The following is a 26,502-nucleotide window of genomic DNA, read 5'->3' as shown; positions in this document are numbered from 1 at the left end:
TTCGAAACTGCCGAGCGGCTTGCGAATTGAATACGGCGTTCCGTTGGCTGAGAATACTCGCACTCCCTCCGGCCAAGACCGCATCACATGCGACGCATCGATCAAGCCGACCAACCCGAATGCGCCGCTAGTGCGCTAATACGCGTCTCCCTCGCTGCAAGGAACAAGATCATGAAAAATCCCGTTTGTCTCGGTGACCCGACAACACACGGCGGCACGGTCAAATCCGCCTCGTCCACGTTCACCCTCGACGGCCGAAAGGTAGCCTTGCTGCACGACATGGTGTCGTGCCCCGAGCACGGCGATAACCGCATCATCGAGACGGGTGCCGGCTATAGCGAAGGCGGGCGCAGGTGGGCCGTCGATCAATGTCGCACGGAGTGCGGCAGTTGTGTCATTGCCGAATCGTCGGGAGTGTCGATCGCATGAGCATGCAATGGCACATGCGACAGATCTCGCCTCGCGTATGCGGCAAGCCACCGTCGCTATGGATCCCGTTCGCCATCTACATCGTCATTCAAACGGCCGGGGTGGTCATCACGGTGCTGACGTGGGGACCGCAGCCGATTGCGTCCGGCGACTTTTTTATACGCTTGCTGGGCCTGCCGGTTGCGCTGACGGTTGTCTTATGCGCGAGCCTCTACAGCGCCTACGAGCAAGAGGTCAACGATACGGACTGGTGGAACCACCGGTGCCGCGAGATACACGCGAACTGGCGACGCTGGGCGCAGCGGCGTGTCGTCATCGTCGCTAGCGCGACGCTCACACCGGAGGTCGGACTGGCCGAACGCATGTTAGGCCTGGAAGGGTCGCGCCCGGTAAATGCCGGTAAGCGGCTACCGCTGGCGAGCCAGGATCAGGCTTCCAGCGAGACGCGGCTCGAAGCCGTACTCACCGGCCTCTTGACGCCATTATCGGCGACCATTGGCGGCATCGCGCGCACCCGTTCGCTGCACGTCTACCTGCAATCGGGCACGCAGGACGATTTGTCCGAGTTGAGGCAGCTTTGGCAGCGCCTACGCCTGCCTGATCTCGTCTCGTTCTCCTGGGTATCGCTCGATACGCCGCTGTCACTCACCGAGCCTTGGTTTGGCAACGATCACCCGCCGGCGGAATTCGTGCTCACCCTTGCGTGCCAGCTGCACCGACCTGACCAGGCACCGGCCTGGTCGGAGGCCGCAGTAGCGCTTTTGACTACTTCGTCTGACGTGATGGGCAACTATCGTGGCAAGCGCAGGCCGCAGGCGTATCTGTTCCGGCCCATCACGGCCGAAGCGGATGAGGCGATGGACGCAACCGCCGCCCTGCTGCGNCAGGTCCCACCCGCCCGGATCAAGCACCTGTGGACGAGCAGACTGCCCGGACATCTCCGGCACGCTACCGTATCCGCCGTCAAGGACAGCGGACTCGATTTGCCGACGCACGACCTCGATGAAGCGATCGGTGAGCCGGGGCCAGTCAGCCCGTTGTTGCTGCGCGCGCTGGCGGCGCAGATCGTGCAGCACGGCCAAGGCGTACAACTGGTCGCCACGCCGGCACGGCACGGCGTGCAACTGAACCTGATCGGCACACAGCTCGCCCCGGTTGAGCCCGTCAAGGCCGAGTATTGCCGGATGCTCAGTTTGTCCACGACCATCGGCTTGGTGGGGGTGGCCTGTTTGACAATGCTCGGAGCCGAGACGTTCGGCGTCATGAGGCCGTGGATCAGCTGGGCGGTGCTGGCGCTGGTGATCCTGATGTTTCCGATCCAGATAGGCGGTTCGATACTGAATCGGCGTTTGCTGGAAGACGACTTTCTCAGTAAGTTGCAACGTTCAAAGGAGCGGACATGATCAAGCGCCGAACACGCGATGCGTGGCACGAAATCGAACGCGCGATTCGCAGGTCGGGACGGTGGAGCAGGCATCGCCGCTACGCCGTACTGTATCTGTTCTGGGCGGGCGCGATACTCTGTGCAGTCTGGGAGACGATCGTTTGCCGGATGGCCGTACAGGCATTGGGTACCACGTGGCCGTTCATGCTTGAGGCTGGACTATGGGCTGCGACGCTGTGCTGGGTTGGCCCGGATGCGCTTCGTCACTGGCGGCAGCAGATGGCGATGCGTTTGTATCACGAGGACATCGCCGACGGCAAATGTCCCGACCGGGGCATGCAGATCACGGCGGCGAACGGCTGGAGGTGGTACAAGCAGCAGGGTTCGCCGCTGTGGATCAGTTCAAGGCGAGCCCGCCCCAAGGTCCGAGTCGTTGACGCCTTCCATCGCTTGTACGGTGACCTTGCGCTCCCTGAATCGCCGCGAGCCACAAAGGAGGTTCTGTCGGGGGCGGCGCTCGAGAATGGTTCATCGGCGTGTCGGCACGCTGCCGTCGTGAGGGATCCAGCAAGAAACGAATGAGTGGGCTGGCGGGACGGGGATCGCGGACCCAACCCCCTGGAACGTGGCGCCATCCGCTCCGGCACTCAGCGCGCAATCTTGATTTTGTGCCCCCGGACGGCAGTGGTCAGGTCGGATTCGCTCCACGTCGCCCCGGCTTCGGCACTACATCGCGAACGGCAAGCGTTCGCCGATCGAGCATTTTTCAACGGCTTGTCATTTCGCTTGCACGGTTGCCGCGCACGCGCACAGCCCGTCGTTCGCGGCGCCGCGCGCCCACGCCGCGCCGCCTGACGTGGGCGGAGGAGGAACGGCATGTGCTTGCCCCTGACGACGAAGCCCGGCGGTTCCGGGTATCGATTACGGTGCTCCCATGACTTCCAGAACACGTTGGAACAACCCGCTGTTGAATCTGGCGGTGGCCGTCGCGTGCGGCGCGGCGGCGATGTATTTCCTCGATCCGGCGTCGGGCCGGCGGCGGCGCGCGTATGTGCGCGACAAGGCCGTCGCGGGCCGGCACGGCGTGGCAGACTATGCCACCACGCAGGCGAAGCGCGCGGCCGACCATGCGCGCGGCAAGATCGCGGGGTTGCGCGCCGACTGGCTTGCCGGCGACGCGAACGACACGCAGATCGCCGAACGCGTGCGCGCCGCGCTGGGCCATCTGGTCGGGCATCCGCGCGACGTCGACGTGACCGTCGAGCGCGGCAACGTGCGCCTGAGCGGGCAGGTCGAAGAAACGGAGCGGTATGCCGTCGTCGACGGCGTGGCCGCGCTGCACGGCGTGAAGGCCGTCGAGGATGCAATGGGCGCGCGCAGCGAGTACAAGGCACCGCCCGGCGGTCCGATGCACTGACGGCGGAGGTTCGCGCCGGTGGGCGCGGTGAACGAAGCACGACACGAATTCGACGCACGCGTGGCTGCCGCGAGGGCGCTCACGCGGCGTCCCATCCGGAGCACAGCTGATGACCGATCACCCGACCCCCGACACGAACCGTCCGGCTCCGCAGCCCGATGCGCACCACGCGCTCGAAAGCCTGCTCGGCAGCTTGCACCGGCACGGCTTCCTGCGCTTCGCGAACGAAGTCGTCAGCGCGAACGCGCAGATGGCCGAGACGTTCGTCGGCGCGTTCGACAAGCCGGGTACGCAAAGCGGCGTGCAGAACCTCGCCGCGCTCGTGATGGCGCTGTCGCGCATTCCGCCGGAGCAGTTCGGCAAGGCCGTGTTCGCGGCCGCCGACGCGATGCATCACATCGGCGCGTGGAAGCCGGCCGAGCACGAACACGTCGCACCCGGCGTGCGCGGCGTGTACCGGCTGCTCCACGACGAAGCCTTGTGGGATGCGCTGACGCCGTTGCTCGAAGGGTTGAAGGTGTTCGCGCAAGGCCTCGCGCGCGAGCCGCACAACCCGGTGAACCCGGCGAACCCGGCGAACCCGTCGGTCAGCGAGCGGCCGACCGACGCGTGACGGCGGCGAGCCGCGGCAGGCCGGGCAGTCGGCATCGCCGCGCCTGCGCCGCATCGTCGCGGATGCGGCGCAGGCGGCCCCGCGCTCATGCCGCCCGCGCCGCTCATGCCGGCGCTGCTCAGCGTTTGCCCGCTGCCGTGCTGTCGCGCGGCGCGCCGGCGCCGAGCTCGGCACCGGTGACCGGATCGCAGCCCGGATCGGACGCGAGGCGCCGCGTCATCGCTTCGAGCGCTTGCGACTGCTGCGGCTCGACCGCGCCCTTCGCGGCGCCATCGCCGCCGTCCACCGCCGGCTCGCCGCGCCGCAACGCCAGCGAATCGCCGCGGTTCCACGGGCCCGGCACCGGTTCGCCTTCCTGCATCCGGAAGTACACGCGATCGTACGGCGGCTTCGGCGGCAGTTTCCCCGGCGGGAAGTTGCCGGTGATCGCGTAGAGCGCCTTCTCGAACGACACCTGGTGCGAGACCTCGCGCGTCATCAGGAACCCCAGCGCGTCGCGGATGCCGGGATCGTCGGTTACGTTGATCAGCCGCTCGTAGATGATTTTCGCGCGCGCCTCGGCCGCGATGTTCGAGCGCAGGTCGGCGGTCGGTTCGCCGATCGTGTCGATATACGCGGCCGACCACGGTACGCCGCCCGAATTGGTCAACGGTGCGCCCGCGCCGTACAGCACCTGCGTCACGTGGCTGTCGTTGCCCGCGCCGTGCAGCTTGCGGTAGAGATCGGCCTGTTGGTCGACCGCTTCGGCGAGTTCGCCCTTCGCGCCGCGGTTCAGCATCGCGGCCATCGAGCCGATCACCTCGAGGTGGCTCAGCTCCTCGGTGGCGATGTCGAGCAGCATGTCCTTGCGGCCGGGATCCTCTTCGGCGATCGCCTGCGTGAAGTAACGCATCGCGGCGGCGAGTTCGCCCTGCGGTCCGCCGAACTGCTCGAGGAGCAGGTTCGCGAGGCCGGGATTCGGTGCGCCGACGCGCACGGTGTACTGAAGCCGGGTGTTGTGGATGAACATGAAACCTCCGTGGGAAGAGATGAACGACGCCTGCGACGGCGATCGAGCACGGGGCGCGCCTATAGTGGCGAGGCGGGGCCGCGGGAGCGGAAGGGCTGACGGAGGCAAAGCCGCGCACGCCGGGCCTGCGGATCCGCGCGGAGACACGCGTGTCGCGCATCGGATATGCCGCCCGACGCGCGCGTCCGCGATTTTTCAACGCGTTGTCATTTCTGCCGCGGGCCCGACACGTCACATCGGCACCTCGGCGGCCGGCACGGGTGATGCGCGGCTCAGCGCGTGCCGCCACGTTCGGGCGCCGGCGCGCGCTGCGGCGACTCATCCGTGCGAGGTGCCGGCGCGCCATCGTCGGACGGTTCCGGCTTGCCCTCCGCGGGGTCGTGCGCGCTGCGCGGCGGCGGCGTGTCGGTGCCGCGACGCTTGCCTTCGGGGCCGGGCGTGCTGTCGCCACGGTCCTGTCCTTGCGAATCGGTGTCGAGAGAAGTCGATCGTGTCATCGGGGCGGCCGTCCTCTGGTCATGGCGGGATCGAACGCGTCACGCATCGCGCGTGCCGGCCGCCTCCGTCGTGCGACGTCCCGATCGGGCGCGCGGCTTGCTTGCTCGGCCGCTTGAGGCCGGCCCGTGCAATGTCGCACGCGGCCCCCGCCTGGAGCGATCTTTCATGCCCGATGCGACCCTGTTCCCGTTGTCCATCCATGAGCGATGGTGCGCCGTGTTCCGGCGCGCGTTCACGACGGGACGACGCGGTACGGAAGCGCACGAGGCGGGCTTCGTTGCGCTGGATCCGGCCCCGGCGCTTTCAGCCGTCGGCGCGGTGACGGGGCGCACCGGACTCGGCCGACACATCGGACTGTCCGGCACCGGCCTTGCCGGACCCACCGGGCTCGCACCGTCCGTGCCTGTTGCCCGTGCCGGCGACGGCGGACCCGACGGCGGTCGCGGCGGCGGCACCGGCCAAGGCCGTCAGGACGACCGCGACACCGACGCGCCGGGTGGTGGCGGCGGCGACGGCCATCCGCACGACGATCGCGGCGGCCGCACCGGCGGCGATGGCGACGGCGACAACGGCGAAGGCGAACGCAAGCGACCCGGCAAGAAGCCGCTGCTCATCCTCGGCGCGGTGCTGTTCGTGCTGGTGATCGCGGGGCTCGTGTGGTGGCTGATGACGCGCGACCAGGAAAGCACCGACGACGCGTACACCGACGGCAACGCGGTGGCCGTCGCGCCGCACGTGTCCGGCTACGTGACGCGGCTCGCGGTCGACGACAACACCTTCGTGCATCGCGGCGACGTGCTCGTCGAGATCGATCCGCGCGACTATCGCGCGCAGGTCGACGCCGCTCGTGCGCAACTCGGCCTCGCGCAGGCCCGGCTCGACGCGTCGCGCGTGCAGCTCGACATCGCGCGCGTGCAGTATCCGGCGCAGTACCGGCAGGCGCGTGCGCAGATCGAATCGGCGGAAGCGGCGTACCGGCAGGCGCTCGCCGCGCAGGAGCGGCAGCGCGCGGTCGACGCGCGTGCGACGTCGCAGCAGGCGATCGATGCGGCCGACGCGCAGCGTGCGAGCGCCGATGCCAACGTCGCGATGGCCCAGGCGCAGGCGCGCACCGCGAGCCTCGTGCCGCAGCAGATCCGCCAGGCCGAAACGGCCGTCGAGGAGCGCCGCCAGCAGGTGCTGCAGGCACAGGCGCAACTCGATACCGCCGATCTCAACCTGTCGTACTGCGAACTGCGTGCGTCGTCCGACGGCTGGGTCACGCGACGCAACGTGCAGCTCGGCTCGTACCTGCAAGCCGGCGCGTCGATTTTCTCGATTGTCATGCCGCGCGTGTGGATCACCGCGAACTTCAAGGAGTCGCAACTCGAACGGATGCGGATCGGCGATCGCGTCGACGTGTCGGTCGACGCGTATCCCGATCTCGACCTGCACGGTCACGTCGACAGCATCCAGCTCGGCAGCGGCGCGCGCTTCTCCGCGTTTCCGGCCGAGAACGCGACCGGCAATTTCGTGAAGATCGTGCAGCGCGTGCCCGTGAAGATCGTGCTCGACGGCCCGCTGCCGAATCATCCGCCGCTCGGTCTCGGTCTGTCGGCCGAACCGACCGTGCATCTGAAATGACCGGCCGCCGCGCGGTGGCCCGCTTTCACCGGAGCGATCCGATGCCCGACATTCCTCCCCCCGCGTCGCTGCGCGGGGCCCGCCGATGAACCGGCCGCCCGACCGGCCCGCCGCGTCCGGCGGCGCGTGGCGCCCGGCCGCGAACCCGTGGGTCATCGCGATCGTCGTCACGCTCGCCGCGTTCATGGAAGTGCTCGACACGACGATCGTCAACGTCGCGCTGCCGCATATCGCCGGCACGATGTCGGCGAGCTACGACGAGGCTACCTGGACGCTCACGTCGTACCTCGTCGCGAACGGCATCGTGCTGCCGATCTCCGGTTTCTTCGGGCGGCTGCTCGGCCGCAAGCGCTACTTCCTGCTGTGCATCGCCGCGTTCACCGTGTGCTCGTTCCTGTGCGGCATCGCGACCAACCTCGGCGAACTGATCGTGTTCCGCGTGCTGCAGGGATTGTTCGGCGGCGGGCTGCAGCCGAACCAGCAGTCGATCATCCTCGATACCTTCCCGCCCGAGCAACGCAACCGCGCGTTCTCGATTTCGGCGATCGCGATCGTCGTCGCGCCGGTGCTCGGGCCGACGCTCGGCGGCTGGATCACCGACCATTTCTCGTGGCGCTGGGTGTTCCTGCTCAACGTGCCGATCGGCGCGCTGACGGTGCTCGCGGTGATGCAGCTCGTCGAGGATCCGCCGTGGCGGCGTGGCGCCGAGCGCGGGATCGGCGTCGACTACATCGGCATCGGGTTGATCGCGATCGGGCTCGGCTGCCTGCAGGTGATGCTCGATCGCGGCGAGGACGAGGACTGGTTCGGCTCGAACTTCATCCGTCTCTTCGCGGTGCTGTCGGCGCTCGGGTTGATCGGCGCGGCGCTGTGGCTGCTGCGCACCAAGAAACCGGTGGTCGACCTGTCGTGCCTGCGCGACCGCAACTTCGCGCTCGGCTGCGTGACGATCGCGACGTTCGCGGCGGTGCTGTACGGCAGCGCGGTGATCGTCCCGCAGCTCGCGCAGCAGCATCTCGGCTATACGGCGACGCTCGCGGGCCTCGTGCTGTCGCCCGGCGCGCTGCTGATCACGATGGAAATCCCGATCGTGAGCCGGCTGATGCCGCACGTGCAGACGCGCTATCTGGTCGGGTTCGGCTTCGTGCTGCTGTCGGGCGCGCTCGTCTATTCGCGCACGCTGGTGCCGGACATCGACTACAAGCATCTGGTGATGATCCGCTGCGCGCAGTCGCTCGCGATCGGTTTCATGTTCGTGCCGATCACGACGCTCGCCTATCTGACGGTGCCGCAGCGGCTGAACGACGATGCATCGGCGCTGTTCACGATGTTCCGCAACGTCGCGGGCTCGATCGGCATCTCGGTGTCGACCGCGCTGATTCGTGAGCGCACGCAGGCGCGCATGGCGCACCTGTCCACGCACCTGTCGCCGCTGTCGCAGAACTTTCAGGACGCGCTGCACGAGCATGCGCGCACGATCGGCGCGCTGTCGGGCGCGCCGCCGCCGGCAGCGCTCGAGACGGCCACCGGGCGGCTCTACGAGACGTTCGTCTCGCAGGCGACGATCCTCGCGTATATCGACGTGTTCGCGATCCTCGCGGTGTTCTGCGCGCTGAGCATTCCGCTGACGTTCCTGTTTTCGCCGGTGAAGGCCGCACGCGGCGGGGGAGGACACTGACGATGACCATGCACCGGCAACGCGGCGCGCGCCGGCTCCCGCTGCACGCGCGTGGCATCGCCACGATGCTCGCCGCGTGCGCGGCGCTCGCGGGCTGTACGGTCGGGCCGGATTTCAAGCCGCCGCAGGCGGAGGTGCCGGCGAACTGGCATGACGTGCGGGTGGCCGATGCCGCGTCGCCGGCGTCGGGCACATCGACGGCATCGGCCGTGTCCCGGCCCGGCGATCCGGTGCGATCGTCGCCGGTGACTGGCGCCGATCCCGATCCGCGCTGGTGGCGCGCGTTCGGCGATCCGCTGCTCGACCGGCTCGTCGAGCGTGCGGCGCACGACAACCTCGACGTGCAGGCCGCCGTGCTGCGCATCGCGCAGGCGCGTGCGCAGGTGCGCGCGGCCGCCGCGCAAGGCTTGCCGAACGTGCGCGCGAGCGCGAGCTATCAGCGCGAGCAGCTCGGCCTGAAAGGGATCATCGAGGATCAGGGCATCGACCGGCGCGTCGATCGCCTTGGGGCGCCGGGTTCACCGCTCGACCGCTTCGGGCCGGGCACCGGTGCAGGCGTTCAGCAGGGCGCGCGCGGCGCGATCGACGCGCTCGAAGCGCCGGTCAATCTGTGGCAGGCCGGGTTCGACGCGTCATGGGAGCTCGACCTGTTCGGACGCGTGCGCCGCTCGGTCGAATCGGCCGGCGCGCAAGCGAGCGCGGCGGTCGCGAGCCGCGACGATGCGCTGCTGTCGCTCGAGGCGGAAGTCGCGCAGACCTATCTGCAACTGCGCGGCGCGCAAGCGCAACGCGCCCTCGCCGACGACCTGCAGCGCGCGCAGCGCGACCTGCTCGACCTCACGCGCGACCAGGCCGTGCACGGGCTCGCGAGCGACCTCGACGTGCGCAGCGCCGATGCGCGGCTCGCGCAGATCCGCGCGCAGTTGCCGCAGTTCGACCAGCAGATCGTGCTGCTGCGCAACGGGCTCGCGTATCTGGTCGGCGGTGCGCCGGGCGCGCTGGACGACTGGCTCGACGCGCCGCACGCACTGCCGGGCGTGCCGCCCACCGTGCCGGTCGGGCTGCCGTCGACGCTGGCGCGCCGGCGGCCCGACATTCGCCGCGCGGAAGCCGACCTGCATGCGGCGACCGCCGACGTCGGCGTCGCGGTCGCGCAGTTCTATCCGGACATCTCGCTGACGGGGCAGGTCGGGCTGCGCGCGTCGCACGTGCGCGAGCTCGCGCACTGGTCGCATCTGTTCTATTCGTTCGGGCCGGCCGTGTCGCTGCCGATCTTTGCGGGCGGGCAACGGGTGTCGAACCTGCGGCTGTCGCAGGCGCGCCAGGCCGAGGCGGCGCTCGCGTACCGGCAGGCCGTGCTCGTCGCGCTGCGCGACGTCGACAACGCGCTGGCCGTGTACCGCACCGACCAGACGCGCGCGGCCGCGCTCGACGACGCGGTGAAGGCCGAGCAGGGTGCGCTGGAACTCGCGCGCGATCGTTACCGCAAGGGGCTGTCGCCGTTCCTCGACGTGCTCGACGCACAACGGCAATGGTCGGAAGGGCGGCAGCAGGCGGTGCAGGGCGCGTTGCAGACGACGACCGATCTCGTCGCGCTGTACAAGGCGCTGGGCGGCGGATGGCAGACCGGCTCGACGCCGGAAGCGAAGGCGGTCAGCGCGCCGCCGGCGTCGCCCTCATCGGCCGATGCGACCCGCGCACGATAGCGCCGGCAAGGCGGCGGCCGGTGCGCGGCATCGCGCTTACCGGCACGCGCGCGAGAACAGCAGCGAATCGGCGTCGTTGAAGCGGATTCGCACCGGATCGGCATACCCGGCCTTCTCCGCGACGCGGATCGACGCGGCGTTGGTCGGCGCGATCAGGCACACGCTGCGTTCGAAGCGGTGCTGCGCATCGAGCCAGTCGAGCGCATGCGCGAGCGCTTCGGTCGCATAGCCCTTGCCGTGCGCCCAGCCCGCGAGCGCCCAGCCGGCTTCCGGCACGCCACGAATCGACGGCTCGACCGCGCGGTGGAAGTCGGCGAAGCCGAGATCGCCGACATATCGGCCCGATGCCTTCTCGCGAAGCGCCCAGTAGCCGTAGCCGAGCAGCGGCCATAGTCCGCGATACGCGAGCATCCGCATCCACGAGTCGCGCGTTGCCGACGGCTGGCCGTTGAAGATGTGCGCGACGACGGCCGGCTCGGCCCACATCGCGGCGAGTGCGTCGAAGTCGCCGAGCGGATGACCTTCGAGGATCAGGCGGGGTGTTTCGATGACGGGGGGAGCGGAAACGGGCGGCAGCGCGCTGAAGGTCATCTGGCGGTCCATGAGGAAGGAGGGCGAAGGCGGCGCACGGCGCCGCGCCCCGGCCTCGTACGATACCGTGGAAACCGCGGCGCGCTTGCAAACCCCCGTCTGCGTCGGGGAATGCGCACGCATTCCCCGATGGCCCGCGCCGACGCCGATCGATGCCCGCCGGGGCCGGCACTGGCCGGCGGCCTGCCCGTGGTGCCGGCCGCTCAACGCCGCGGGGCGACCGCCGGCAGCATGTGGCGAACGTCATGCGCGGCAGTCTGCCGTCGCGCGCGCATCGACATGCCGGCGGCCCGCTTCGCATGAAGCGGCATCGTGCCCGGGTGTGCCTACTTCCGGCTCTTCAGGAAGCTGCGCCCGTGCGCGGTGATCGACGCACCGGAGCGGCCATTCGCGGCATGGCTGACGAAGCCTGCACCGACGAGTTCCTGTTCGACCGACCAGCCGAGCGCCGGCGCATCGCGGCCGTAGCGCACATCGGCGAGACGCTCGAGCGCCCACAGCGCGGACGCCGACAGGCTGGGGGTGTTGGACATGACGTTGTCGTTCATTGCTTCCTCCGGGATTGATAATTCGGGGTGAACGGCACGAGGCCGTGGGATCGGGCTGACGCGCGGTCAGTCCGCCTGCAGCAGCGGCAGCAGCGCCTGGAGCGCGGCGTCCTCGTCGGGGCCGGTGGCCAGCACCTGCGCGGACGTGCCGCCGTGCATCTGCAGCGCCGCGATGGCCGTTGCGTCCTTCGCGTTGCTGCTGAGCCCGTTGGCGATCAACAGGATGTCGCTTTCGAAGCGGTGCGCCGCCGCGACGATCGCGTCGCGGGCCATGCTCGCGCGGCTGCGGTTCCACGCGGGGCCGATTTCAACGTAGACGACGGTTGCCACGATGCGGATCAGCCTTGGGGAAAGTCGTCGGAGCCGCGCGCAACGGCTGGCCGGCAGCGCCGCGGGCGAGTGCGGAAAGCGGCTTTCCGACAGGGCGCCGGACGTCGCGCGCCCCGCGCCGGTGCATCATTCATCTCGAACATGTCGACATCCTCAGCGAAACCGCCATCAAGTCCTGCGAATGGTCGAAAGCTGACGATTATAATACGACATCTGGATCATGTGTATTGCATTATAATGTCGTGTGCGTGAAGTCCGGCCCGCCGCCCTGTCGGCGGGGCAGTGCGACGCGCGGTCCGGGTCACGCGCTGGCGTGCCCGGCATTTTTTTGATTGACCCGAACCCCCACCGAATGGAAGCTGCAATGAACGCCGCCCCCGCCTGCCCGCAATGCGCGATGGAAAACACCTACCCGGACGGCACGCTGTACGTGTGCGCGGACTGCGGCCATGAATGGTCGGCCGGCGCCGAAGCCGGCGACGAACCGGCCGGCGACGTCGTCAAGGACGCGAACGGCAACGTGCTGTCGGACGGCGACTCGGTCGTGCTGATCAAGGACTTGCGGGTGAAGGGCTCGTCGATCACGCTGAAGATGGGCACCAAGGTGAAGAGCATCCGGCTCGTCGGCGGCGATCACGAAGTCGATTGCAAGACCGACATGGGCGGCTTCATGCTGAAGGCCTGCTACCTGAAAAAGGTCTGACCGCGCGCGGTTCGACCGACTTTCCCACTTCCCAGGGCCTGCCGAGCATGAGCGAGGATCGAATTTCCTATGACGCATTCCTGCGGTTCCTGGCGATGCCGTTGAACGACGGCCGTCCGTTCGTGCTCGAGACGAAGCACGCGGTGTCGCTGCACTTCGACCACTTCGGCACGCAGAGCTTCATGTCGCTGAAGGATCCGCTCCGGCTCGAGCTCGGCTATACGCGCGTGATGATGGGTTTCCTGCTGCTGCAGCCGGCGCCCGCGCGCATCTGCATGATCGGGCTCGGCGGCGGATCGCTGGCGAAGTACTGTTATCGGCACCTGCCCGACACGGCGATCGACGCGGTCGAGATCAACCCGGACGTGATCGCGTTGCGCGACGTGTTCCGGATTCCACGGGACGATGCCCGCTTCGCGGTGGTCTGCGCCGACGGCGCGGACTATGTGGAACGGCCGGAGGTCCGGGCGGACGTGATCCTGCACGATGCGTTCGTCGCCGACGGCACGCCGGGCAACTGCACGGGCACCGCCTTTCTCGATGCGTGCCGCGCACGGCTGAGCGAAACGGGCGTGCTCGCGATCAACGTCATGGACGACGATCCGGCGCTGCCGCGGCATCTCGAGCAGTTGCGCGCGGTGTTCGACGATTCGTATGCGCTGGTGCCATGCGGCGACGACAACAACTTCATCGCGTTCGCGTGGAAGAACGGCAACCCGTTGCCGTCGCTGCGCATCCTGCTCGAGCGTGCGCTCGCGTTCGGATCCGCCGGCGAGCTCAAGTTGTCATCCACCGCGCGACGCATGAAGGCCGGGGAAGGGATCGATCCCGCGCGGCTGGTCTGGCGCGCGCGTGAACATGCACGCTGGGAAATCTGCGCGTGACGGCGCCGCGGGTGCGGCCGCGGCCGGCGTCGACCGTTACTTCATCCGCTTGCCGAGCGCGCTCTTGGTCTTGTACGTGACGCCGTGCCGGTCGAGATACTCGCGGATCAACTGACGCACGACCTGCGACGGTGTCAGATCCTGCTCCGCGCAGAGCATTTCGAACGCTTCTTTCTTGGCGGGATCGATCAGGACGGTCAGGCGGGCGGTTTTCGTTTCCATCGTGAGGCAAGGTTGGTGGATATGTTAATCAAATTATAATCCATCCGCTTTCGGCGCTGCGCCATTGCGGTGCGTGCGCCGGCTCAATGCCGGCGTTCGAGCCACGCGAGCAGATCGTCGATCACGGGCATGGCCGCGAGCGTCACGAGCAGGCCCGCAAGCGGCACGGTCGATACGTAGCCGACATGCTTGAAGCCGATCGCGCCGGCGAGGCCGCCGACGAAGAACGACGCGAGCATCGTCGCGTGAATCCTCAGTTTCGAGCGGTTGGCGATCACCGCATGCGCGTCCACGTCGATGGCCGACCGGTTCCAGTAGAACAGCTTGCCGAGCTCGATGCCGAGGTCGGTCACGATGCCGGTCACGTGTGTCGTGCGGATTTCCGCGCCCGACAGTTTCGTGATCGTCGCGTTCTGCAGCCCCATGATGAAGCACAGCAGCGTGACGGTGGCCGGCACGAAGAGGGCCTCCCACAGCGCGAGATGGCTGCCGAGCAGCCCGAACAGGAGCAGCAGCACGGCCTCGACCAGGAGCGGCAGCACGAACTGGCTGTGCAGGCCACGGCGCCGTCCCCAGTTGACGAGGATCGCCGAGCAGCTGGCGCCGATCAGGAACGAGCCCAGCGAGCTGATGCCGGCCAGTGCCAACGGGATATCGCCGAGCGCCGTCTGGTCGGCGATCGCCGACACGATGCCGCTCATGTGCGACGTGTATTGCCTGACCGCGAGAAAACCGCCGGCGTTGGCCGCGCCCGCGACGAAGGCCAGCGAGAACCCGAGCTGACGGTTCGCGGTCGCGCTGCGGTGTTTTCCCGTCAGGCTTCGAAAGTACTGCGCTGGCATAAGGGCTTCACAGGGGCTTCACAGGGCTTGCAGGGGCTTCACAACGGTTTCGCTCGATCGCGCGGGGCACGTGCGCATCAGGCGGCGGGCCGCCCGCAAGAGGTGCCGGATCACTCGGATGATCTGCAAAACATGCTAACGACATTATCATACTCTGCTAGTCGTATTTGTCTTTAAGTACAATATCGGCCGACGTCGCCGACGCCGGCTTGGCCGGGGTGGCGCCGTCATCCGCGTGGCCGGTCGTCCGGCCGCTTCAGGTTCCATCCGGCCCGTGCGTGCCGTCACGCGGCGCCGTCCCATCGCCGTCACTTCGATATCCGCGTCATGACCCCGATCAAGTTCGTTCTTCGCTACACTGCGATCCCTTTCGCGGCCATCGTGGCCGTCGTGGTGTGGGCCATCGTCCCGTCGTCGAAGGAGATCGACGCGCGGCAATATGCGGCGCTGTCGCGCGGATACGCGAGCTTTCCGCTACCGTTTCGACATGAGATCTCGGAGGCGATGGACCAGGGACGGATCAGCGACCGGCGTTACCAGACGCTGGTACGCGATTCGCTGGGGAATGGCGTGGCGCTGGACTGGCCGGCGTCGGGTGTCGCCGACGTCGCTGCCGAGCGGCAAAGACTGACTGAACTGCTGAAGGCCGATGCGGGCCTCGAGGAGCATCAACGATGAAGATTGCGCTGGTTTCGATGGCGTTCGCGCTGATTATCGCAAGCCTGATTTTCGCGCTGTATTTCATGAATCACGACCGCGGCAAGAGCAAGCGGATGGCGTGGTCGCTCGCGGCGCGCGTCGGGATGTCGATCACGCTGTTCCTGTCGCTTCTGATCGCATACAAGCTCGGGTGGATCGAACCGACCGGGCTGCCGATCGGGCGGTGACGCGCGAGCGCGCCGTCCGGAGGTAACGTGTTTCGGTGCGCTCGGGTTTTGCTCCGAAATCGTGGTGTTGTGATAAGAAAACTTATCCTGATAGAGTCGATGCGGATGAATATCACGATTGAAATCGCCGTCCGGGAGCTGCGTTCGGCGCGGGCCGCGCCGAGGTTTCAGGGCGGGGTCGACGCGGACGCTCGCCTGTTCCCGCTCAACCGCCCGTCCGCCTGAGCGCGCGCCCCATTTCCGCGATCGGCATGGCCGCGATCGAGTTCAGCAAGCGCGTCTCGCCGGCATCCGGCCGCGCGATTGCCCGCACTTCATCGAGGGCGAGCGCGACCTGGCGGTCGAGCGGTTCGAGAAAGCGCTGCAGTTCGCTGGCGGCCGCCTTGTCCTTGAGCCCGAGTGCCTGACCGAACGCGATCAGCGCCTCCACGTCGATATCGGCAAACCGCGTCGCATTGCCGAGCGGCATCGTCAGTTCGCAGTGCGGCCAGTGATCGCCGCGATGGTCGGGGCGGTGCGTCGGCGTGTGATACACGACCGTGCTGACGATGTCGTAGAACGGCGCAAGCCGGTAGCCGCGCGCGTCGACGAAGAACGACAGGTTCTTCAGGTGCGCGTCGGCATTGCCCACCACCACGTTGAACACGGTCCAGCGGAACACCGACAGGCGCGCGAGCGCCCGCGTGCTGGTGCGGTCGATCGCGCGGGCGAGTTCCTGCGCGTTCGCCCGCTGGTACTTGAAGCCGCGGTCGTAGTTCAGCAACTGCATCGCATCGATCGTATGAATGCGGCCGGCCGGTTCCGATGCGACGTCGCGGTCGAACCGGTCGATCACGTAGCACGCGGACGGCGCGCGCAGGAAATGCACGTCGGGTACGTCGAGCCCCATCTTCTGCGCGAGCGTCATGCAGAAGAACTCGTTGATTGCCGAGTGCGGATAGCCGGCCGCGCGCATGTCCGGCTTGAGCAGGTGCATCGACGGCTCGCTGCCGACCGGTTCGTACAGCGCGTAATCGGGCGCGTCGCCGCGCAGCACCAGCAGCAGCTTCTGCTGTGCGCCGGCTGCCGACATGCGCTTGGGCGCGGTGGCCGTCAGCGCGCGCTCGGGCATCGCCTGGATCCGACGCTCGAGCTCGTCGAGCGACAGCGGCTGCAGGCTGCCGGCAGCTTCCTGCTCGCCGTCGGCGAGCAACGTCAGCGCGCCGGCCGATTCGCGCCCGAAATACGCGAGCAGCCCCCACGCGTCGGCCGCATCGACCTTTGCCTCGCGCGCGAGCGACGTCCGCATGCCTTCCTCGGGCAGCAGGTTGTCGAAGAACCACTGGACCGGGCGATCGGTCGACGTGTCGGTGAAGGTGTCGGCGCGCAGCGGGAAGGCCGGCGACAACGGATACGCGGTGGGAGACGCGAGCCAGTGCGGGGCGTACGCGAACGACCAGATCCCCCGGTCGTCGGTCAGCGTGCCCATGCGCACGCCGTTGGCGGACGCGATCAGCGTGCTAGCCGCCATGGCTGCTCCTGCGGCGTTGCGCGGCCTTCAGCGCGGTGGCTGCCGAAATCTCGACCGACGACTCGGCGTACAGGCGCACGCCCAGTTCGCCGAGCAGCAGCATGACCTTGCCGATTTGCGCGGTCGGCTTGCCGGCTTCCACCTGGCTGATGAATTTTGGCGACAGCCCCGTCGCGTTCGCGAGTTCGTCGCGCGTGAAGCCTTGCTGAAGCCGCGCCGCGCGGATGAGGTGGGCGAGCGCGCCGATCGTGTCGACGGATCGGAACTCCGACATGACGTTCTCCGTGCTTCGTATCTGATCGGGAACAGTATTGCACAAGTCGCCGGCTCGGGCATCATTTCGTATCCGCTCAGGAACGGAGCTGCGCTCACGGCGCCCGATGCGGCATTTCGTACCCGCTCGGATACAGAGAGCCGCGCAATCGTGACAAAGAGCGCGTTCCGTATCCGGCTGGATACGGAGAGAGGTCGTGCGCACCGTCATGCCGCTCGCGGGTGCATGCGGCCGGTCATGCCGGCACCGCCGACCGGGGCGGACATTCGTGGGCGGCGGCGATCGGACCGACGTCGCCGCCCGTGGGCCGGCGCCGCCCGCCGCCATCCCGCGCGACGGGCGACACCGGTCCGTCATTCCGCAAACAGGTCCGGCCCGAACACCTCGTAGTGAATCCGCGCCTCGTGGATCCCGAGATGCTTCAGCGCATCGTGCTGGATCCGCATGAACGGCACCGGCCCGCAGATGTAGTAATCGGCATCGGGCTGCAGAATGGCGCCCTTGATCGCGTTCACGTCGACCAGGCCCTTGAGGTCGTAATCCGTTCCTTCGATGTCCTGCGGCAGCGGATCGTCGTAGAACACGACGAGGTTGAAGTTCGCATACGTCTTCGCGGTCTCGCGCAGCCGGTCGCGCATCGCGTGCACGCTGCTGTTGCGCGCGCCGTGCACGAACACGACCTGGCGCTGCGGATCCTGAATCGCGCGCTTCAGCATGCTGATCATCGGCGTCAGTCCGACGCCGCCGCTGATCAGCACGATCGGCGTCTTCGCATTGACGTCGATATGGAAGTTGCCGTACGGCGCGGCAACCTTGATCTCGTCGCCGGCGTTCACGTGATCGTGCAGCAGGCACGACACATAGCCGGGCGGGTAGTTGCCGCCGCTTTCGCGCTTCACCGAGATCCGGTACGTGTGCCCGTTCGGCATGTCGGACAGGCTGTACTGGCGAATCTGCTGCAGCCCGAGTGCGGGCACGTCGACGCCCACGCTGATGTACTGGCCGGGCTCGAAGTTCGCGACCGGCTTGCCGTCGGCCGGCTCGAGGACGAACGACGTGATCACGCTGCTTTCGGGCCGCTTCTCGCGCACGACGAAGGTGCGCCAGCCGGTCCAGCCGCCGAGCCGCTCGGACGACTGTTCGTACAGGCCGCTTTCCATGCCCATCAGCACGTCGGCGAGGTTGCCGTACGCCTGTGCCCACGCGGAGATGATGTCGTCGGTCGCCGCGTCGCCGAGCGTTTCCTTGATCGCCGCGAGCAGGTGCTCGCCGACGATCGGATAGTGCTCGGGCCGCACGCCGAGGCTCGCATGCTTGTTCGCGATGTTCTTCAGCACGGCGCCGAGGCTGCCCGGATCCTCGATGTTTTCCGCATACGCATAGACGGCGCGCGCCAGGGCCTGCTGCTGTTGCCCCTGTTCCTGGTGCGCCATGTTGAACACGTTCCTCAGCTCCGGATGCGCGTCGAAGAGGCGCGTATAGAAGCATTTGATGATGTCGTAACCGTGTTGCGCGAGGACCGGGGCGGTGGCCTTGACGATATCTTTCGTTTTCTGCGTAAGCATGGTCGAACTCCTTCGTAAGGGGGCGTGGTGCGCGAAAGCGAGCGGGCGGGCGACGGGCGGTGCCGCCCGGCTGTCGTATCGGTGCGGAAATCCGGTGCAGGCGTCGAACCCGCGGGTGCACCGGATCGAGCGCCTATTGTCGGTTCGGGCCGAACGACCGGTCAAGGTGCCGGCAGTGTGCGTGCCGGGCCTGAACCTTGCGCGCCGCGACGCATCACGCATGGCGCTTTGCATGGAGGCCCGCATGGAGCCGATGCCGGTCGTACTTCAGTGGAATGACGTCCTCGTCAGGATCGCGCTCGCGCTGGTCGCGGGCGGGCTGATCGGGCTCGACCGCAGCGAATCCGGCAAGACGGCCGGGCTGCGCACGACGATCCTCGTGTGTCTCGCCGCCTGCCTGTCGATGCTGCAGGTCAATGCGTTGCTGCTGCAGGCCGGCAAGCCGGAAGGCGCGTTCTCGGTGCTCGACCTGATGCGGTTGCCGCTTGGCATCCTGACCGGAATGGGTTTCATCGGCGCCGGCGCGATCCTGCATCGCGACGGCCTCGTATCCGGCGTGACCACGGCCGCGACGCTGTGGTTCGTCACCGTCATCGGACTGTGCATCGGGGGCGGCCAGCTGTCGCTCGGTGCGCTCGCGGTCGTGCTCGGACTCCTCGTCGTGTGGCCGCTGAGATGGGTCGAGCAGCGGGTGCGCAGCGTCAGGACCGCCTTGATCACGGTCGAATATCCGCTCGGCTCGGCAGCGCCCGAACATCTGGTCGCGCAGCTGCGCGACGCGGGCTTTCGCTGCCGGACGCGGGGTTTTCGCGAAACGGCGACGGTTGCGTTGCGGGAAGACGATCTGCTCGTGCAATGGCGCGAGGCGCCCGCCACCGACGTGATGCTGAAGCAGCTGATGCGGATCGTCGAAACGGCCGGCCTGACGGCGGTTCGCTGCTCGACGGAGAACTGAGCCGCGCGGGCGTCCGGAACGCGCGATGCTCCGGCAACAGGCCGCCTGTCGTCGACGCTCGGCGCGGCATCGACACCCTCGCGCCCGGACCGATGCGCGGCGCGGCAGATACGGAGAGCCACATGAACCAGGACAGGGAAACGCAGATCAGGGAGCGTGCTTACCGGCTGTGGCAGGCCGACGGCGCGCCGGACGGCAGGGCCGATGAATACTGGCGGCAGGCCGAGCAGCAGTTCGATGCGCAGCAAGGCAGCGCGGCCGCTGGTGCGGAGGGCAGGGCGGACGACAGCGCCGAGCCCGCTGCGGACTGGCCGGTCACGCAGTCCGCGAAGCGCCGCCGTCCCGGCGAGTCGCTGGAGGACGTCGGTGCGGTCCCGCCCGGCGAGGTCGCGCACGAAAAGCGCCGCAAGCGGTGAGATCAGCGCCCGGCTTCCGCGCCGGTGCCGGTGCCGTCGTGCGCATCGCCGAGGGGCCCCGGCCGGCTCATCGCGAGATGCAGCGCGGCCGGATCGACCGGTTTCACGAAATGCTGCAGGAACCCGGTCGCGAGACAGCGCTCGCGGTCCGCGTTGCGGCCATAACCGGTCAGCGCAAGGAAGATGCACGGCGTGACTTCGTTGATCGCCTTCAGCCGCCGCAGCAGCTCGTAGCCGTCCATCACCGGCAGCCCGATATCGAGGATCGCGACGTCGGGGCGGTACGCGCGGTAGGCGGCCAGCGCCGTCACCGGGTCGTGCACGACCGCGACCTCGTGGCCGGCGTCGCGCAGCCATTGCGCGAGCGTCGAGGCGGCATCCTCGTTGTCGTCGACCAGCATCACGCGCCGGCCGGTGCTGCCCGGCGCCATGTCGCGAATGCCCGGCGGCGGCTGCGGCGCGGCCACCGCCACGGCCTTCGGCCGGTATTCGGGGAGCGCGATCGTAAACGTGCTGCCGCAGCCGGGGCCGGCACTGTCCGCGCGCACCGTGCCGCCGTGCAGGTTCACGAGGCTGCGCACCAGCGCGAGGCCGATGCCGAGGCCGCCGTGGGCCTGCTTCGTTTCGCCGTCGAGCCGGTAGAACGGCTCGAAGATGCTGTCGAGGCGATCGGGCGGGATGCCGGCGCCGTTGTCGCAGACTTCGACGAGCGCGGTGCCGTCCGCGCCGCGCGTCGCGCGCACCGTGATGTCGCCGCCCGGCAGCGTGTATTTCGCCGCGTTGGTCAGCAGGTTCGCGACGACTTGCGATAACCGCACGGGATCACCGTGGCAGCGCGTGTCCGGATCGGCGTCGACATGCAGGCGATGACGGCGCTGCTCGAGCAGCGGGCTCGCGACCTCGACCGCATGGTCGACGATGTCCGCGAGCCGCACGGCTTCCTTCTTCAGCGTGATCTTGCCGCGCGTGATGCGCGACACGTCGAGCAGGTCGTCGATCAGCCGGACCATGTGGTCGAGCTGCCGCTGGATGATCGCGATCTCGTTCGGCGTCGCGTGACCGTCGCGGTTGCGGATCAGCTCCAGCGCGAGCGAGATCGGCGTCAGCGGGTTGCGCAACTCGTGACCGAGCACCGCGAGAAACTGGTCCTTCGCCTGGTTCGCGTCGCGCAACTCGCCGAGCAGCCGGTCGCGCTCGGCGTTCGCGGCGACCAGCTTTTCGCGCGCGGCGACGTGCTCGGTCACCTCGACCGCGCTGACGATCACGCCGAGGCCGTCCGCGAGCGGTTGCGGATTGAAATGCAGCCGGTACACACGCGTGCCGTCCGGCTCGAGCCGGTCGCGGTGTTCGCCGATCGTCGTCGAACGGCCCTGCGCGCGGGCCGCATCGAGCGCGCGCTCGATCGCGGGCGTATCGCCGCCGGGCAGCACCGACGTCAGTGGCTGGTCGACGATGTCGGTCCGGCCGCACAGCGCGGAGAAGCGATGATTCGCGAGCACGATCCGGTGCGCCGGGCCCGCCAGCAATGCGATCGGCAACGGCGCGTGCATCAGCACGCCGTTGCGTTGCTGTTCGGCATCCTCACGGCGGCGGATCTCGTCGCTCAGCGCGCGCGAGCGTTGCTGCGACAGCGCCAGTGTCAGGTGCAGCTCGTTTTCGTCGTTGCGCAGCGACGCGGCGGGCAGGATGCGGCGATGCAGCGCGCACACGTGGCGAAACATCTCCGATTGCTCGGCGCTCGGAAACGCATCGTGCGGATAGCCGCAGTACAGCGAAAAGCGGTACCGCTCGATCAGCTCGTTCCACAGCGCCTCCAGCCGCAACGCGCCGGCGTACCGGTCCTGCGCGCACAGCAGCGCGACCATTTCGCCGAAGGCATGCACGGGCCGGCCGGCGCGCACCGCGGCTTCGACGATCGTGCCGATCGAACGGCGAAAGCGTGCCGGATCGGGCAGGTCGCCGTCCATGAAGCTGTCGAGCAGCGTCTGCGCGCTCGACATGAAGATGCGGTCGCGGGCCGTCCCGCCGCTGCATCCGTCGAGCGTGCCCAGGTGTTCGTACACCGCGGCGAGGTGGTCGGGCCGCGCGATTACGATTGCGCTGCCGCCGTCGCGCAGCGCATCGGCCGCGAACGACGCGACTTCCGACGCGAGTTGCGCGTCGGACTCGTAAAACTGGACGAAATGATCGGCCCGCAGCGGCGCCGATTCCAGCAGGAGAGGGGCAGTTTTCATAGCTCACGCACATGCGATGCCGCCGGCGGCCGGCGATCCGGCGGCTGCCGCCATATCGGGGCTGGGCGAGCAAAGCGTGTGCCGCATCCCTGTTCCGGCCGGGCGGCCTTGCCGCGTGGGCTCGGCGGGTGTGGCCGATGCCGCGTGATGCCGAATTTGTAAATCCTGCCGAGGATGGGTCGAATGGACGCACGTTCGGCGCGGCCGGACGACGGCATGGCGCTTGCCGGATCCGGCCTTACGCCGAGGCACCGCGTTCGACCGGCGAGCGCGTGTGAACGCCTTCAGTCGAGCGGGACCGTGAGTCGTTCGATCACGCCGGCGGTCTCGGGACGCACGCCGCGCCACCAGGCGAACGCTTCCGCTGCCTGCTCGACCAGCATGCCGACGCCGTCCGCGAGGCTGCGCACGCCGGCATTGCGTGCCAGCCGGAGAAAGGGCGTCAACCCCTTGCCGTAAGCCAGCTCGTACGCAGCCCCTGCCGGGTGGAACACGCCCGGCGGGACGGGCGGCAGAGCGCCGGCGAGGCTCGCCGACGTGGCGTTGACGACCAGGTCGAATCGTCCCATCGCGACGAGATCGGCATAGCCGCACGTCGTCAGCGGCCCGCGTCCGGCGACCTCGCCGGCCAGTGCGCGCGCCTTGTCGACGTCGCGATTCGCAATCACCATCTCGGCCGGCCCGGCCGCGAGGAAGGGCAGCAGCGCGCCGCGAGCCGCACCGCCCGCGCCGAGCATCAGCACGCGTTTGCCGGCCATGGGCAGGCCGAGATTGAGTTCGATATCGCGCACGAGCCCGATGCCGTCGAAATTGTCGGCCAGCATGCGTCCGCCTTCGAACTTGAGCGCATTGGCCGCGCCGGCAAGCGTTGCGCGCTCGCTGCGTTCGTCCGACAGCGCGAACGCGTCGAGCTTGAACGGGGCGGTGACGTTCATGCCCTTGCCGCCGCTCGCGGCGAATGCCCGCACCACGGCGGCGAACGCGCCTTCCGGCGCGACCGGGCCCTCGATGGCCGCGTAGTGCATGTCCTGCCGCGTCGCTTGCGCGAAGATGCCGTGGATCAGCGGAGATTTCGTGTGTCCGATCGGGTGGCCGATCACCGCGTACTGGTCAGTCATCACTGGCTCGCTTTTGAATAGAGCACGCCATCGGCCTGCATGGCTTCGATTTCGGCGGGTTCGAACCCGAGCGAACGGGCGACGTCGGCGTTGTGCTGCCCGAGATCGGGCGCGACGTCGCGAATCGTCGTATCGCAATCGGAGAACCGGAACGGCAGGTTCGGCAGGCGCAGGGTTCCGTAGCGCGGGTGCTGCTGCTCGACGACCATGCCGCGGGCCTCGATCTGCGGATCCGCCAGGACCTCGTCGATGCGTTGTACCTTCGCGCACGGAACGTCGATACGATCGAGCAACTCGAGTACCGACGCGACGGAATGGGCGGCCACCCACGGCTCGACGACCGACAGGATCTCCACGCGATGCGCGTTACGTCCGACGCTGTCGTGAAATCGCGTATCGGCGCCGAAGCCGGCCGGCCCGCCGTGCGCTTCGATCAGCGCGGCGAAGCGTTTCCATGCGTCGTCGACCTGCGCGGCGATCACGAGATCGCCATCCGCCGCGCGGAATACGCCGTAGAGCGTCGAAGTCGGCATGTCGTGCCCGGTCTGCTCGGGCAGCACGCCTTGCAGCGTATAGCACTGGACCGCGTATTCGTGCATCGAGACCAGCGTGTCGTACAGCGCCATGTCGATGTGCTGGCCGCGGCCGCTCTTCACGCGCCCCAGCAGCGCGGCGTTGATGGCCGCGACCGCGTGAATGCCGGTGTACATGTCGCCGAGCGAGATGCGCAACAGCGGCGGCCGCTCGCCCGGCGTGCCGACCATCTGCATGATGCCGCTCCTGGCCTCGGCGATCAGCCCGAAGCCTGCGCGATGCGCGTCGGGACCGGTGTGTCCGTATGCCGAGATCGAGCAGTAGACGAGTGCCGGATTGCGTGCCGACAACTCGGCATAGCCCAGTCCGAGCTTGTCCAGGGCGCCCGGCCGGTAGTTCTCGATGAACACGTCCGCGGAGTCGCACAGCCGCTGCATGAACGCCTTGCCGCGCGCGTCCTTCATGTTCACGCTGACGCCGCGCTTGCCCATGTTGAGCTGCAGGAAATAGCCGCTTTGCTGGTCGTCGAGCACCGTCGCGTGCTGGCGGCCGGCGTCGCCGGTGCCGGGGCGTTCGACCTTGATCACTTCGGCCCCGAGCGCCGCGAGGCAGCGCCCGACATAGGGGCCGGCGAGGAAATGGCTGTAGTCGACGACGCGAATGCCTTCGAGAGGGCGGGCCTGCATCAGAATGCTCCCGGCCGGCGCGGCACCATCAGCCGGTGTTCGCCGCGCTGGACGACCTGGCCGTTCTGGTTGACCAGCTCCGACGGCAGCACGACGATGCCCCAGCCCGGTCGGCTCGTGCTGGCCCGCATCGAGCCGACGCGGAACGACACGTGCAGCACGTCGTTCACCTTGATCGGCAGCAGGAAGTCCCAGGTCCAGCCGAGCGACATGCCCGGCAGGAAGCGGTAGTCGCTCTGCGTCTTGAGGCCGTCGGCGATCGACAGCCCGAACAGGCCGTGCGCGACGATGCAGCCGAAGTGGCTCGCGTTCGCGTACGCCTCGTCGACGTGCACCGGTGTGTGGTCGCCGGTGAGATCGGCGTACGCAAGGATACGCGCCTGGGTCACCGTGTAGCTCGGGCTCGTGCACGCGTCGCCTTCGCGGGCATCGTCCCAGTATTTTTCGACGATCGTCATGGTCATGCCTCCGTCCGCGGGTTGATCGCCAGCGCCTGCGCGACGCAGGAGGCCGGCATCGCCTGAATGAGTTCGACGGCCAGGCCGTCCGGCAAGCGCAGCCAGTTCCGCCCCTGCGGCATGGCGGTCACGCCGTACGCCTGCGCCGCGGCCAGCGCGGCCTCCAGGTCCTCGCACATCACGCCCAGATGACCGAGCCGGCCCTCGGGGCCGTCCCAGGCCGGGGCATGGATGAACTGCAGGCCGCCGAGCGTCCAGTACTGCCGCGGCGCGTCGACGGTGCCGTCCACCTCGCGCATCGTCATGCCGAGCACGTCCTCGAAGAACCGGATATGCCAATGGATGTCCTTCACCCAGATGGCGACGTGCTCCAGATAGGCTCGGGTCGCGCTCATGCGGCAACCTCCTTCGATTGGCGATCGGCCAGCGCGCGCTCGATACCCTTGATGCACGCGACCAGCGTCGTGTTGACCGGCGTGGGCACGCCGTAACGCTGCCCCCAGCGCACGACCGATCCGTTGATGAAGTCGATTTCGGTCATCGCGCCGCGCTCCAGGCTCTGCAGCATCGACGTCTTGAACGCGGGGGACAGGCCCTCCGCGGCCAGCGTCCAGGCGCGCTCGGGGTCCGTCATCGACAGCCCGACACCGGCTGCTTGCGCGGTCTCGATCGCTTCGGCGACGGCCGCGAGCGCCGTGGCCTTCAGCAGCGGCTCGCTGTAGAGCTGCCCGTAGGTCAGCCCGGTGATACCGGTCAGCGCGCCCGTGGCGACGTTGACCAGCAGCTTGTCCCACATCGCGCCGACGATGTTGTCGCTGACCGTCGTCGCGAGGCCCGCGGCGTTGAATGCGTCGGCGATCGCCTGGATACGGGGCGTGATGCGCCCGTCGAGCTCGCCGATGCAGGTGAGCTTGCCGGCCACGCCCGATTCGATGTGGCCATCGCCGCGCCGCACGCCGCCGACGTAGGTCTTGCCGGCGAGCACACGCTCGCGGCCGACCACGTCGGCGAGGATGTCCTCGTGCCCGAGGCCGTTCTGCAGCGACAGCACATGCGTATCGGGCCCGATCAGCCCCCGCGCGCCGCGCATCGCCGCGTCGGTGTGAAACGACTTGACCAGCACGATCACGAGATCCGCTACGCCGACGTCGTCCGAGCGCGTCGTCGCGCGGACGCTCACGCGTCGGGAGCCGCTCGGATCGTCGACCTGGAGGCCGTCGCGGCACATCGCGCCGACGTGCGACGGCGAGCGGGCGATCAGCCAGGTCTCGTGGCCGCCTTCGGTCAGGGCGGCGCCAATCGCGCAGCCCAGCGCGCCGGCGCCCAGCATCGCAATCTTCATGGGGTTTCTCCGATGTCATGCAGGGTTGACGTATCGCTGCACGATA

General features: G+C 68.3%; 29 protein-coding genes. 13 read left to right on the top strand and 16 right to left on the bottom strand.

Annotation, left to right across the window (positions count from 1 at the left end; genetic code table 11):
* Positions 1-171 precede the first annotated feature (171 nt).
* From ACTJKF_RS02875 to ACTJKF_RS02860, 4 genes are all read left to right on the top strand, one after another.
* Complete coding sequence (locus ACTJKF_RS02875) at positions 172-429, top strand: PAAR domain-containing protein (protein ID WP_440622038.1); 258 nt, start codon at positions 172-174, stop codon at positions 427-429.
* Positions 430-1,828: 1,399 nt separating this feature from the next.
* Complete coding sequence (locus tag ACTJKF_RS02870) at positions 1,829-2,395, top strand: hypothetical protein (protein WP_440622037.1); 567 nt, start codon at positions 1,829-1,831, stop codon at positions 2,393-2,395.
* A gap of 352 nt (positions 2,396-2,747) precedes the next feature.
* Complete coding sequence (locus ACTJKF_RS02865; protein ID WP_440622036.1) at positions 2,748-3,230, top strand: BON domain-containing protein; 483 nt, start codon at positions 2,748-2,750, stop codon at positions 3,228-3,230.
* A 109-nt stretch (positions 3,231-3,339) separates the two neighbouring features.
* Positions 3,340-3,843 carry a DUF1641 domain-containing protein gene (locus tag ACTJKF_RS02860; RefSeq protein WP_440622035.1) on the top strand — a complete coding sequence of 168 codons (504 nt, stop codon included), beginning with the start codon at positions 3,340-3,342 and terminating at the stop codon, positions 3,841-3,843.
* A gap of 118 nt (positions 3,844-3,961) precedes the next feature.
* On the opposite strand, the gene ACTJKF_RS02855 is transcribed toward ACTJKF_RS02860, so the two are convergent.
* Positions 3,962-4,852 (bottom strand): manganese catalase family protein, encoded by an 891-nt coding sequence (locus tag ACTJKF_RS02855; protein WP_440622034.1) that lies wholly within the window; start codon positions 4,850-4,852, stop codon positions 3,962-3,964.
* A gap of 272 nt (positions 4,853-5,124) precedes the next feature.
* On the bottom strand, positions 5,125-5,349 hold the full coding sequence (locus ACTJKF_RS02850; protein WP_440622033.1) for a hypothetical protein: 225 nt from the start codon (positions 5,347-5,349) through the stop codon (positions 5,125-5,127).
* A 166-nt stretch (positions 5,350-5,515) separates the two neighbouring features.
* Between ACTJKF_RS02850 and ACTJKF_RS02845 the strand changes: the two genes are divergently transcribed.
* From ACTJKF_RS02845 to ACTJKF_RS02835, 3 genes are all read left to right on the top strand, one after another.
* Positions 5,516-6,973, top strand: a complete 1,458-nt coding sequence (locus ACTJKF_RS02845; protein WP_440622032.1) for an HlyD family secretion protein — start codon at positions 5,516-5,518, stop codon at positions 6,971-6,973.
* Between the two features lie 85 nt (positions 6,974-7,058).
* Entirely contained in the window at positions 7,059-8,651 is a 1,593-nt protein-coding gene (locus ACTJKF_RS02840; protein ID WP_440622031.1) for a DHA2 family efflux MFS transporter permease subunit, read from the top strand.
* Positions 8,652-8,659: 8 nt separating this feature from the next.
* On the top strand, positions 8,660-10,357 hold the full coding sequence (locus ACTJKF_RS02835) for an efflux transporter outer membrane subunit (protein ID WP_440622145.1): 1,698 nt from the start codon (positions 8,660-8,662) through the stop codon (positions 10,355-10,357).
* A gap of 36 nt (positions 10,358-10,393) precedes the next feature.
* On the opposite strand, the gene ACTJKF_RS02830 is transcribed toward ACTJKF_RS02835, so the two are convergent.
* The 3 genes from ACTJKF_RS02830 to ACTJKF_RS02820 all read right to left on the bottom strand — a co-directional run bounded on the left by ACTJKF_RS02830 (position 10,394) and on the right by ACTJKF_RS02820 (position 11,826).
* On the bottom strand, positions 10,394-10,948 hold the full coding sequence (locus ACTJKF_RS02830) for a GNAT family N-acetyltransferase (protein WP_440622030.1): 555 nt from the start codon (positions 10,946-10,948) through the stop codon (positions 10,394-10,396).
* 326 nt (positions 10,949-11,274) lie between these two features.
* Positions 11,275-11,496, bottom strand: a complete 222-nt coding sequence (locus tag ACTJKF_RS02825) for a hypothetical protein (RefSeq protein ID WP_440622029.1) — start codon at positions 11,494-11,496, stop codon at positions 11,275-11,277.
* A gap of 66 nt (positions 11,497-11,562) precedes the next feature.
* Positions 11,563-11,826, bottom strand: coding sequence for an HPr family phosphocarrier protein (locus ACTJKF_RS02820; protein WP_440622028.1), 264 nt, complete (start codon positions 11,824-11,826; stop codon positions 11,563-11,565).
* A gap of 364 nt (positions 11,827-12,190) precedes the next feature.
* On the opposite strand from ACTJKF_RS02820, the gene ACTJKF_RS02815 reads away from it, so the two are divergent.
* Together ACTJKF_RS02815 and ACTJKF_RS02810 are read left to right on the top strand one after the other, a co-directional pair.
* Positions 12,191-12,529, top strand: coding sequence for a zinc ribbon domain-containing protein YjdM (locus ACTJKF_RS02815; protein WP_440622027.1), 339 nt, complete (start codon positions 12,191-12,193; stop codon positions 12,527-12,529).
* 47 nt (positions 12,530-12,576) lie between these two features.
* Positions 12,577-13,413, top strand: coding sequence for a spermidine synthase (locus ACTJKF_RS02810; protein WP_440622026.1), 837 nt, complete (start codon positions 12,577-12,579; stop codon positions 13,411-13,413).
* A gap of 36 nt (positions 13,414-13,449) precedes the next feature.
* Here ACTJKF_RS02810 and ACTJKF_RS02805 read toward each other — a convergent pair whose 3' ends face one another.
* Together ACTJKF_RS02805 and ACTJKF_RS02800 are read right to left on the bottom strand one after the other, a co-directional pair.
* Positions 13,450-13,635, bottom strand: a complete 186-nt coding sequence (locus ACTJKF_RS02805; protein WP_011349753.1) for a ribbon-helix-helix protein, CopG family — start codon at positions 13,633-13,635, stop codon at positions 13,450-13,452.
* Positions 13,636-13,718: 83 nt separating this feature from the next.
* A complete protein-coding gene (locus ACTJKF_RS02800) occupies positions 13,719-14,477 on the bottom strand; it encodes a YoaK family protein (RefSeq protein WP_440622025.1) in 759 nt (252 codons plus the stop codon).
* A gap of 327 nt (positions 14,478-14,804) precedes the next feature.
* On the opposite strand from ACTJKF_RS02800, the gene ACTJKF_RS02795 reads away from it, so the two are divergent.
* Both ACTJKF_RS02795 and ACTJKF_RS02790 read left to right on the top strand, forming a co-directional pair.
* Positions 14,805-15,155, top strand: coding sequence for a hypothetical protein (locus ACTJKF_RS02795; protein WP_440622024.1), 351 nt, complete (start codon positions 14,805-14,807; stop codon positions 15,153-15,155).
* Entirely contained in the window at positions 15,152-15,364 is a 213-nt protein-coding gene (locus tag ACTJKF_RS02790) for a twin transmembrane helix small protein (protein ID WP_440622023.1), read from the top strand. Before ACTJKF_RS02795 ends, ACTJKF_RS02790 begins: the two co-directional genes overlap by 4 nt.
* A gap of 205 nt (positions 15,365-15,569) precedes the next feature.
* Here the strand turns inward: ACTJKF_RS02790 and ACTJKF_RS02785 are convergent, their stop codons facing one another.
* The 3 genes from ACTJKF_RS02785 to hmpA all read right to left on the bottom strand — a co-directional run bounded on the left by ACTJKF_RS02785 (position 15,570) and on the right by hmpA (position 18,713).
* Positions 15,570-16,874 carry a HipA domain-containing protein gene (locus ACTJKF_RS02785; RefSeq protein WP_440622022.1) on the bottom strand — a complete coding sequence of 435 codons (1,305 nt, stop codon included), beginning with the start codon at positions 16,872-16,874 and terminating at the stop codon, positions 15,570-15,572.
* On the bottom strand, positions 16,864-17,148 hold the full coding sequence (locus tag ACTJKF_RS02780; RefSeq protein ID WP_440622021.1) for a helix-turn-helix domain-containing protein: 285 nt from the start codon (positions 17,146-17,148) through the stop codon (positions 16,864-16,866). The genes ACTJKF_RS02785 and ACTJKF_RS02780 overlap by 11 nt, the downstream gene beginning before the upstream one ends.
* A 353-nt stretch (positions 17,149-17,501) precedes the next feature.
* Positions 17,502-18,713, bottom strand: a complete 1,212-nt coding sequence (gene hmpA, locus ACTJKF_RS02775; RefSeq protein WP_440622020.1) for an NO-inducible flavohemoprotein — start codon at positions 18,711-18,713, stop codon at positions 17,502-17,504.
* Between the two features lie 244 nt (positions 18,714-18,957).
* Here hmpA and ACTJKF_RS02770 point away from each other — a divergent pair, with 244 nt between their 5' ends.
* Together ACTJKF_RS02770 and ACTJKF_RS02765 are read left to right on the top strand one after the other, a co-directional pair.
* Positions 18,958-19,668: an MgtC/SapB family protein gene (locus ACTJKF_RS02770; protein WP_440622019.1), complete on the top strand. Its 711-nt coding sequence runs from the start codon at positions 18,958-18,960 to the stop codon at positions 19,666-19,668.
* Positions 19,669-19,790: 122 nt separating this feature from the next.
* The gene (locus tag ACTJKF_RS02765; protein ID WP_440622018.1) at positions 19,791-20,084 is read left to right on the top strand and encodes a DUF2934 domain-containing protein; all 294 of its coding nucleotides are present in this window, start codon (positions 19,791-19,793) and stop codon (positions 20,082-20,084) included.
* 2 nt (positions 20,085-20,086) lie between these two features.
* Here ACTJKF_RS02765 and ACTJKF_RS02760 read toward each other — a convergent pair whose 3' ends face one another.
* From ACTJKF_RS02760 to ACTJKF_RS02735, 6 genes are all read right to left on the bottom strand, one after another.
* A complete protein-coding gene (locus ACTJKF_RS02760; RefSeq protein ID WP_440622017.1) occupies positions 20,087-22,318 on the bottom strand; it encodes an ATP-binding protein in 2,232 nt (743 codons plus the stop codon).
* Positions 22,319-22,602: 284 nt separating this feature from the next.
* Positions 22,603-23,436: a shikimate dehydrogenase gene (gene aroE, locus ACTJKF_RS02755; protein WP_440622016.1), complete on the bottom strand. Its 834-nt coding sequence runs from the start codon at positions 23,434-23,436 to the stop codon at positions 22,603-22,605.
* Positions 23,436-24,656: a CaiB/BaiF CoA transferase family protein gene (locus ACTJKF_RS02750; protein WP_440622015.1), complete on the bottom strand. Its 1,221-nt coding sequence runs from the start codon at positions 24,654-24,656 to the stop codon at positions 23,436-23,438. Before ACTJKF_RS02750 ends, aroE begins: the two co-directional genes overlap by 1 nt.
* The gene (locus ACTJKF_RS02745) at positions 24,656-25,114 is read right to left on the bottom strand and encodes a MaoC family dehydratase (protein WP_440622014.1); all 459 of its coding nucleotides are present in this window, start codon (positions 25,112-25,114) and stop codon (positions 24,656-24,658) included. The genes ACTJKF_RS02750 and ACTJKF_RS02745 overlap by 1 nt, the downstream gene beginning before the upstream one ends.
* A 2-nt stretch (positions 25,115-25,116) precedes the next feature.
* Positions 25,117-25,509: a VOC family protein gene (locus ACTJKF_RS02740; protein ID WP_440622013.1), complete on the bottom strand. Its 393-nt coding sequence runs from the start codon at positions 25,507-25,509 to the stop codon at positions 25,117-25,119.
* Positions 25,506-26,456 (bottom strand): ketopantoate reductase family protein, encoded by a 951-nt coding sequence (locus tag ACTJKF_RS02735; RefSeq protein WP_440622012.1) that lies wholly within the window; start codon positions 26,454-26,456, stop codon positions 25,506-25,508. The genes ACTJKF_RS02740 and ACTJKF_RS02735 overlap by 4 nt, the downstream gene beginning before the upstream one ends.
* Positions 26,457-26,502: the final 46 nt, after the last annotated feature.

This window comes from Burkholderia sp. 22313, from assembly GCF_052045245.1.
Classification (GTDB): domain Bacteria; phylum Pseudomonadota; class Gammaproteobacteria; order Burkholderiales; family Burkholderiaceae; genus Burkholderia.
Note: the sequence above shows the minus strand (reverse complement) of the source record. Positions and strands in the feature narration are given on the sequence as shown.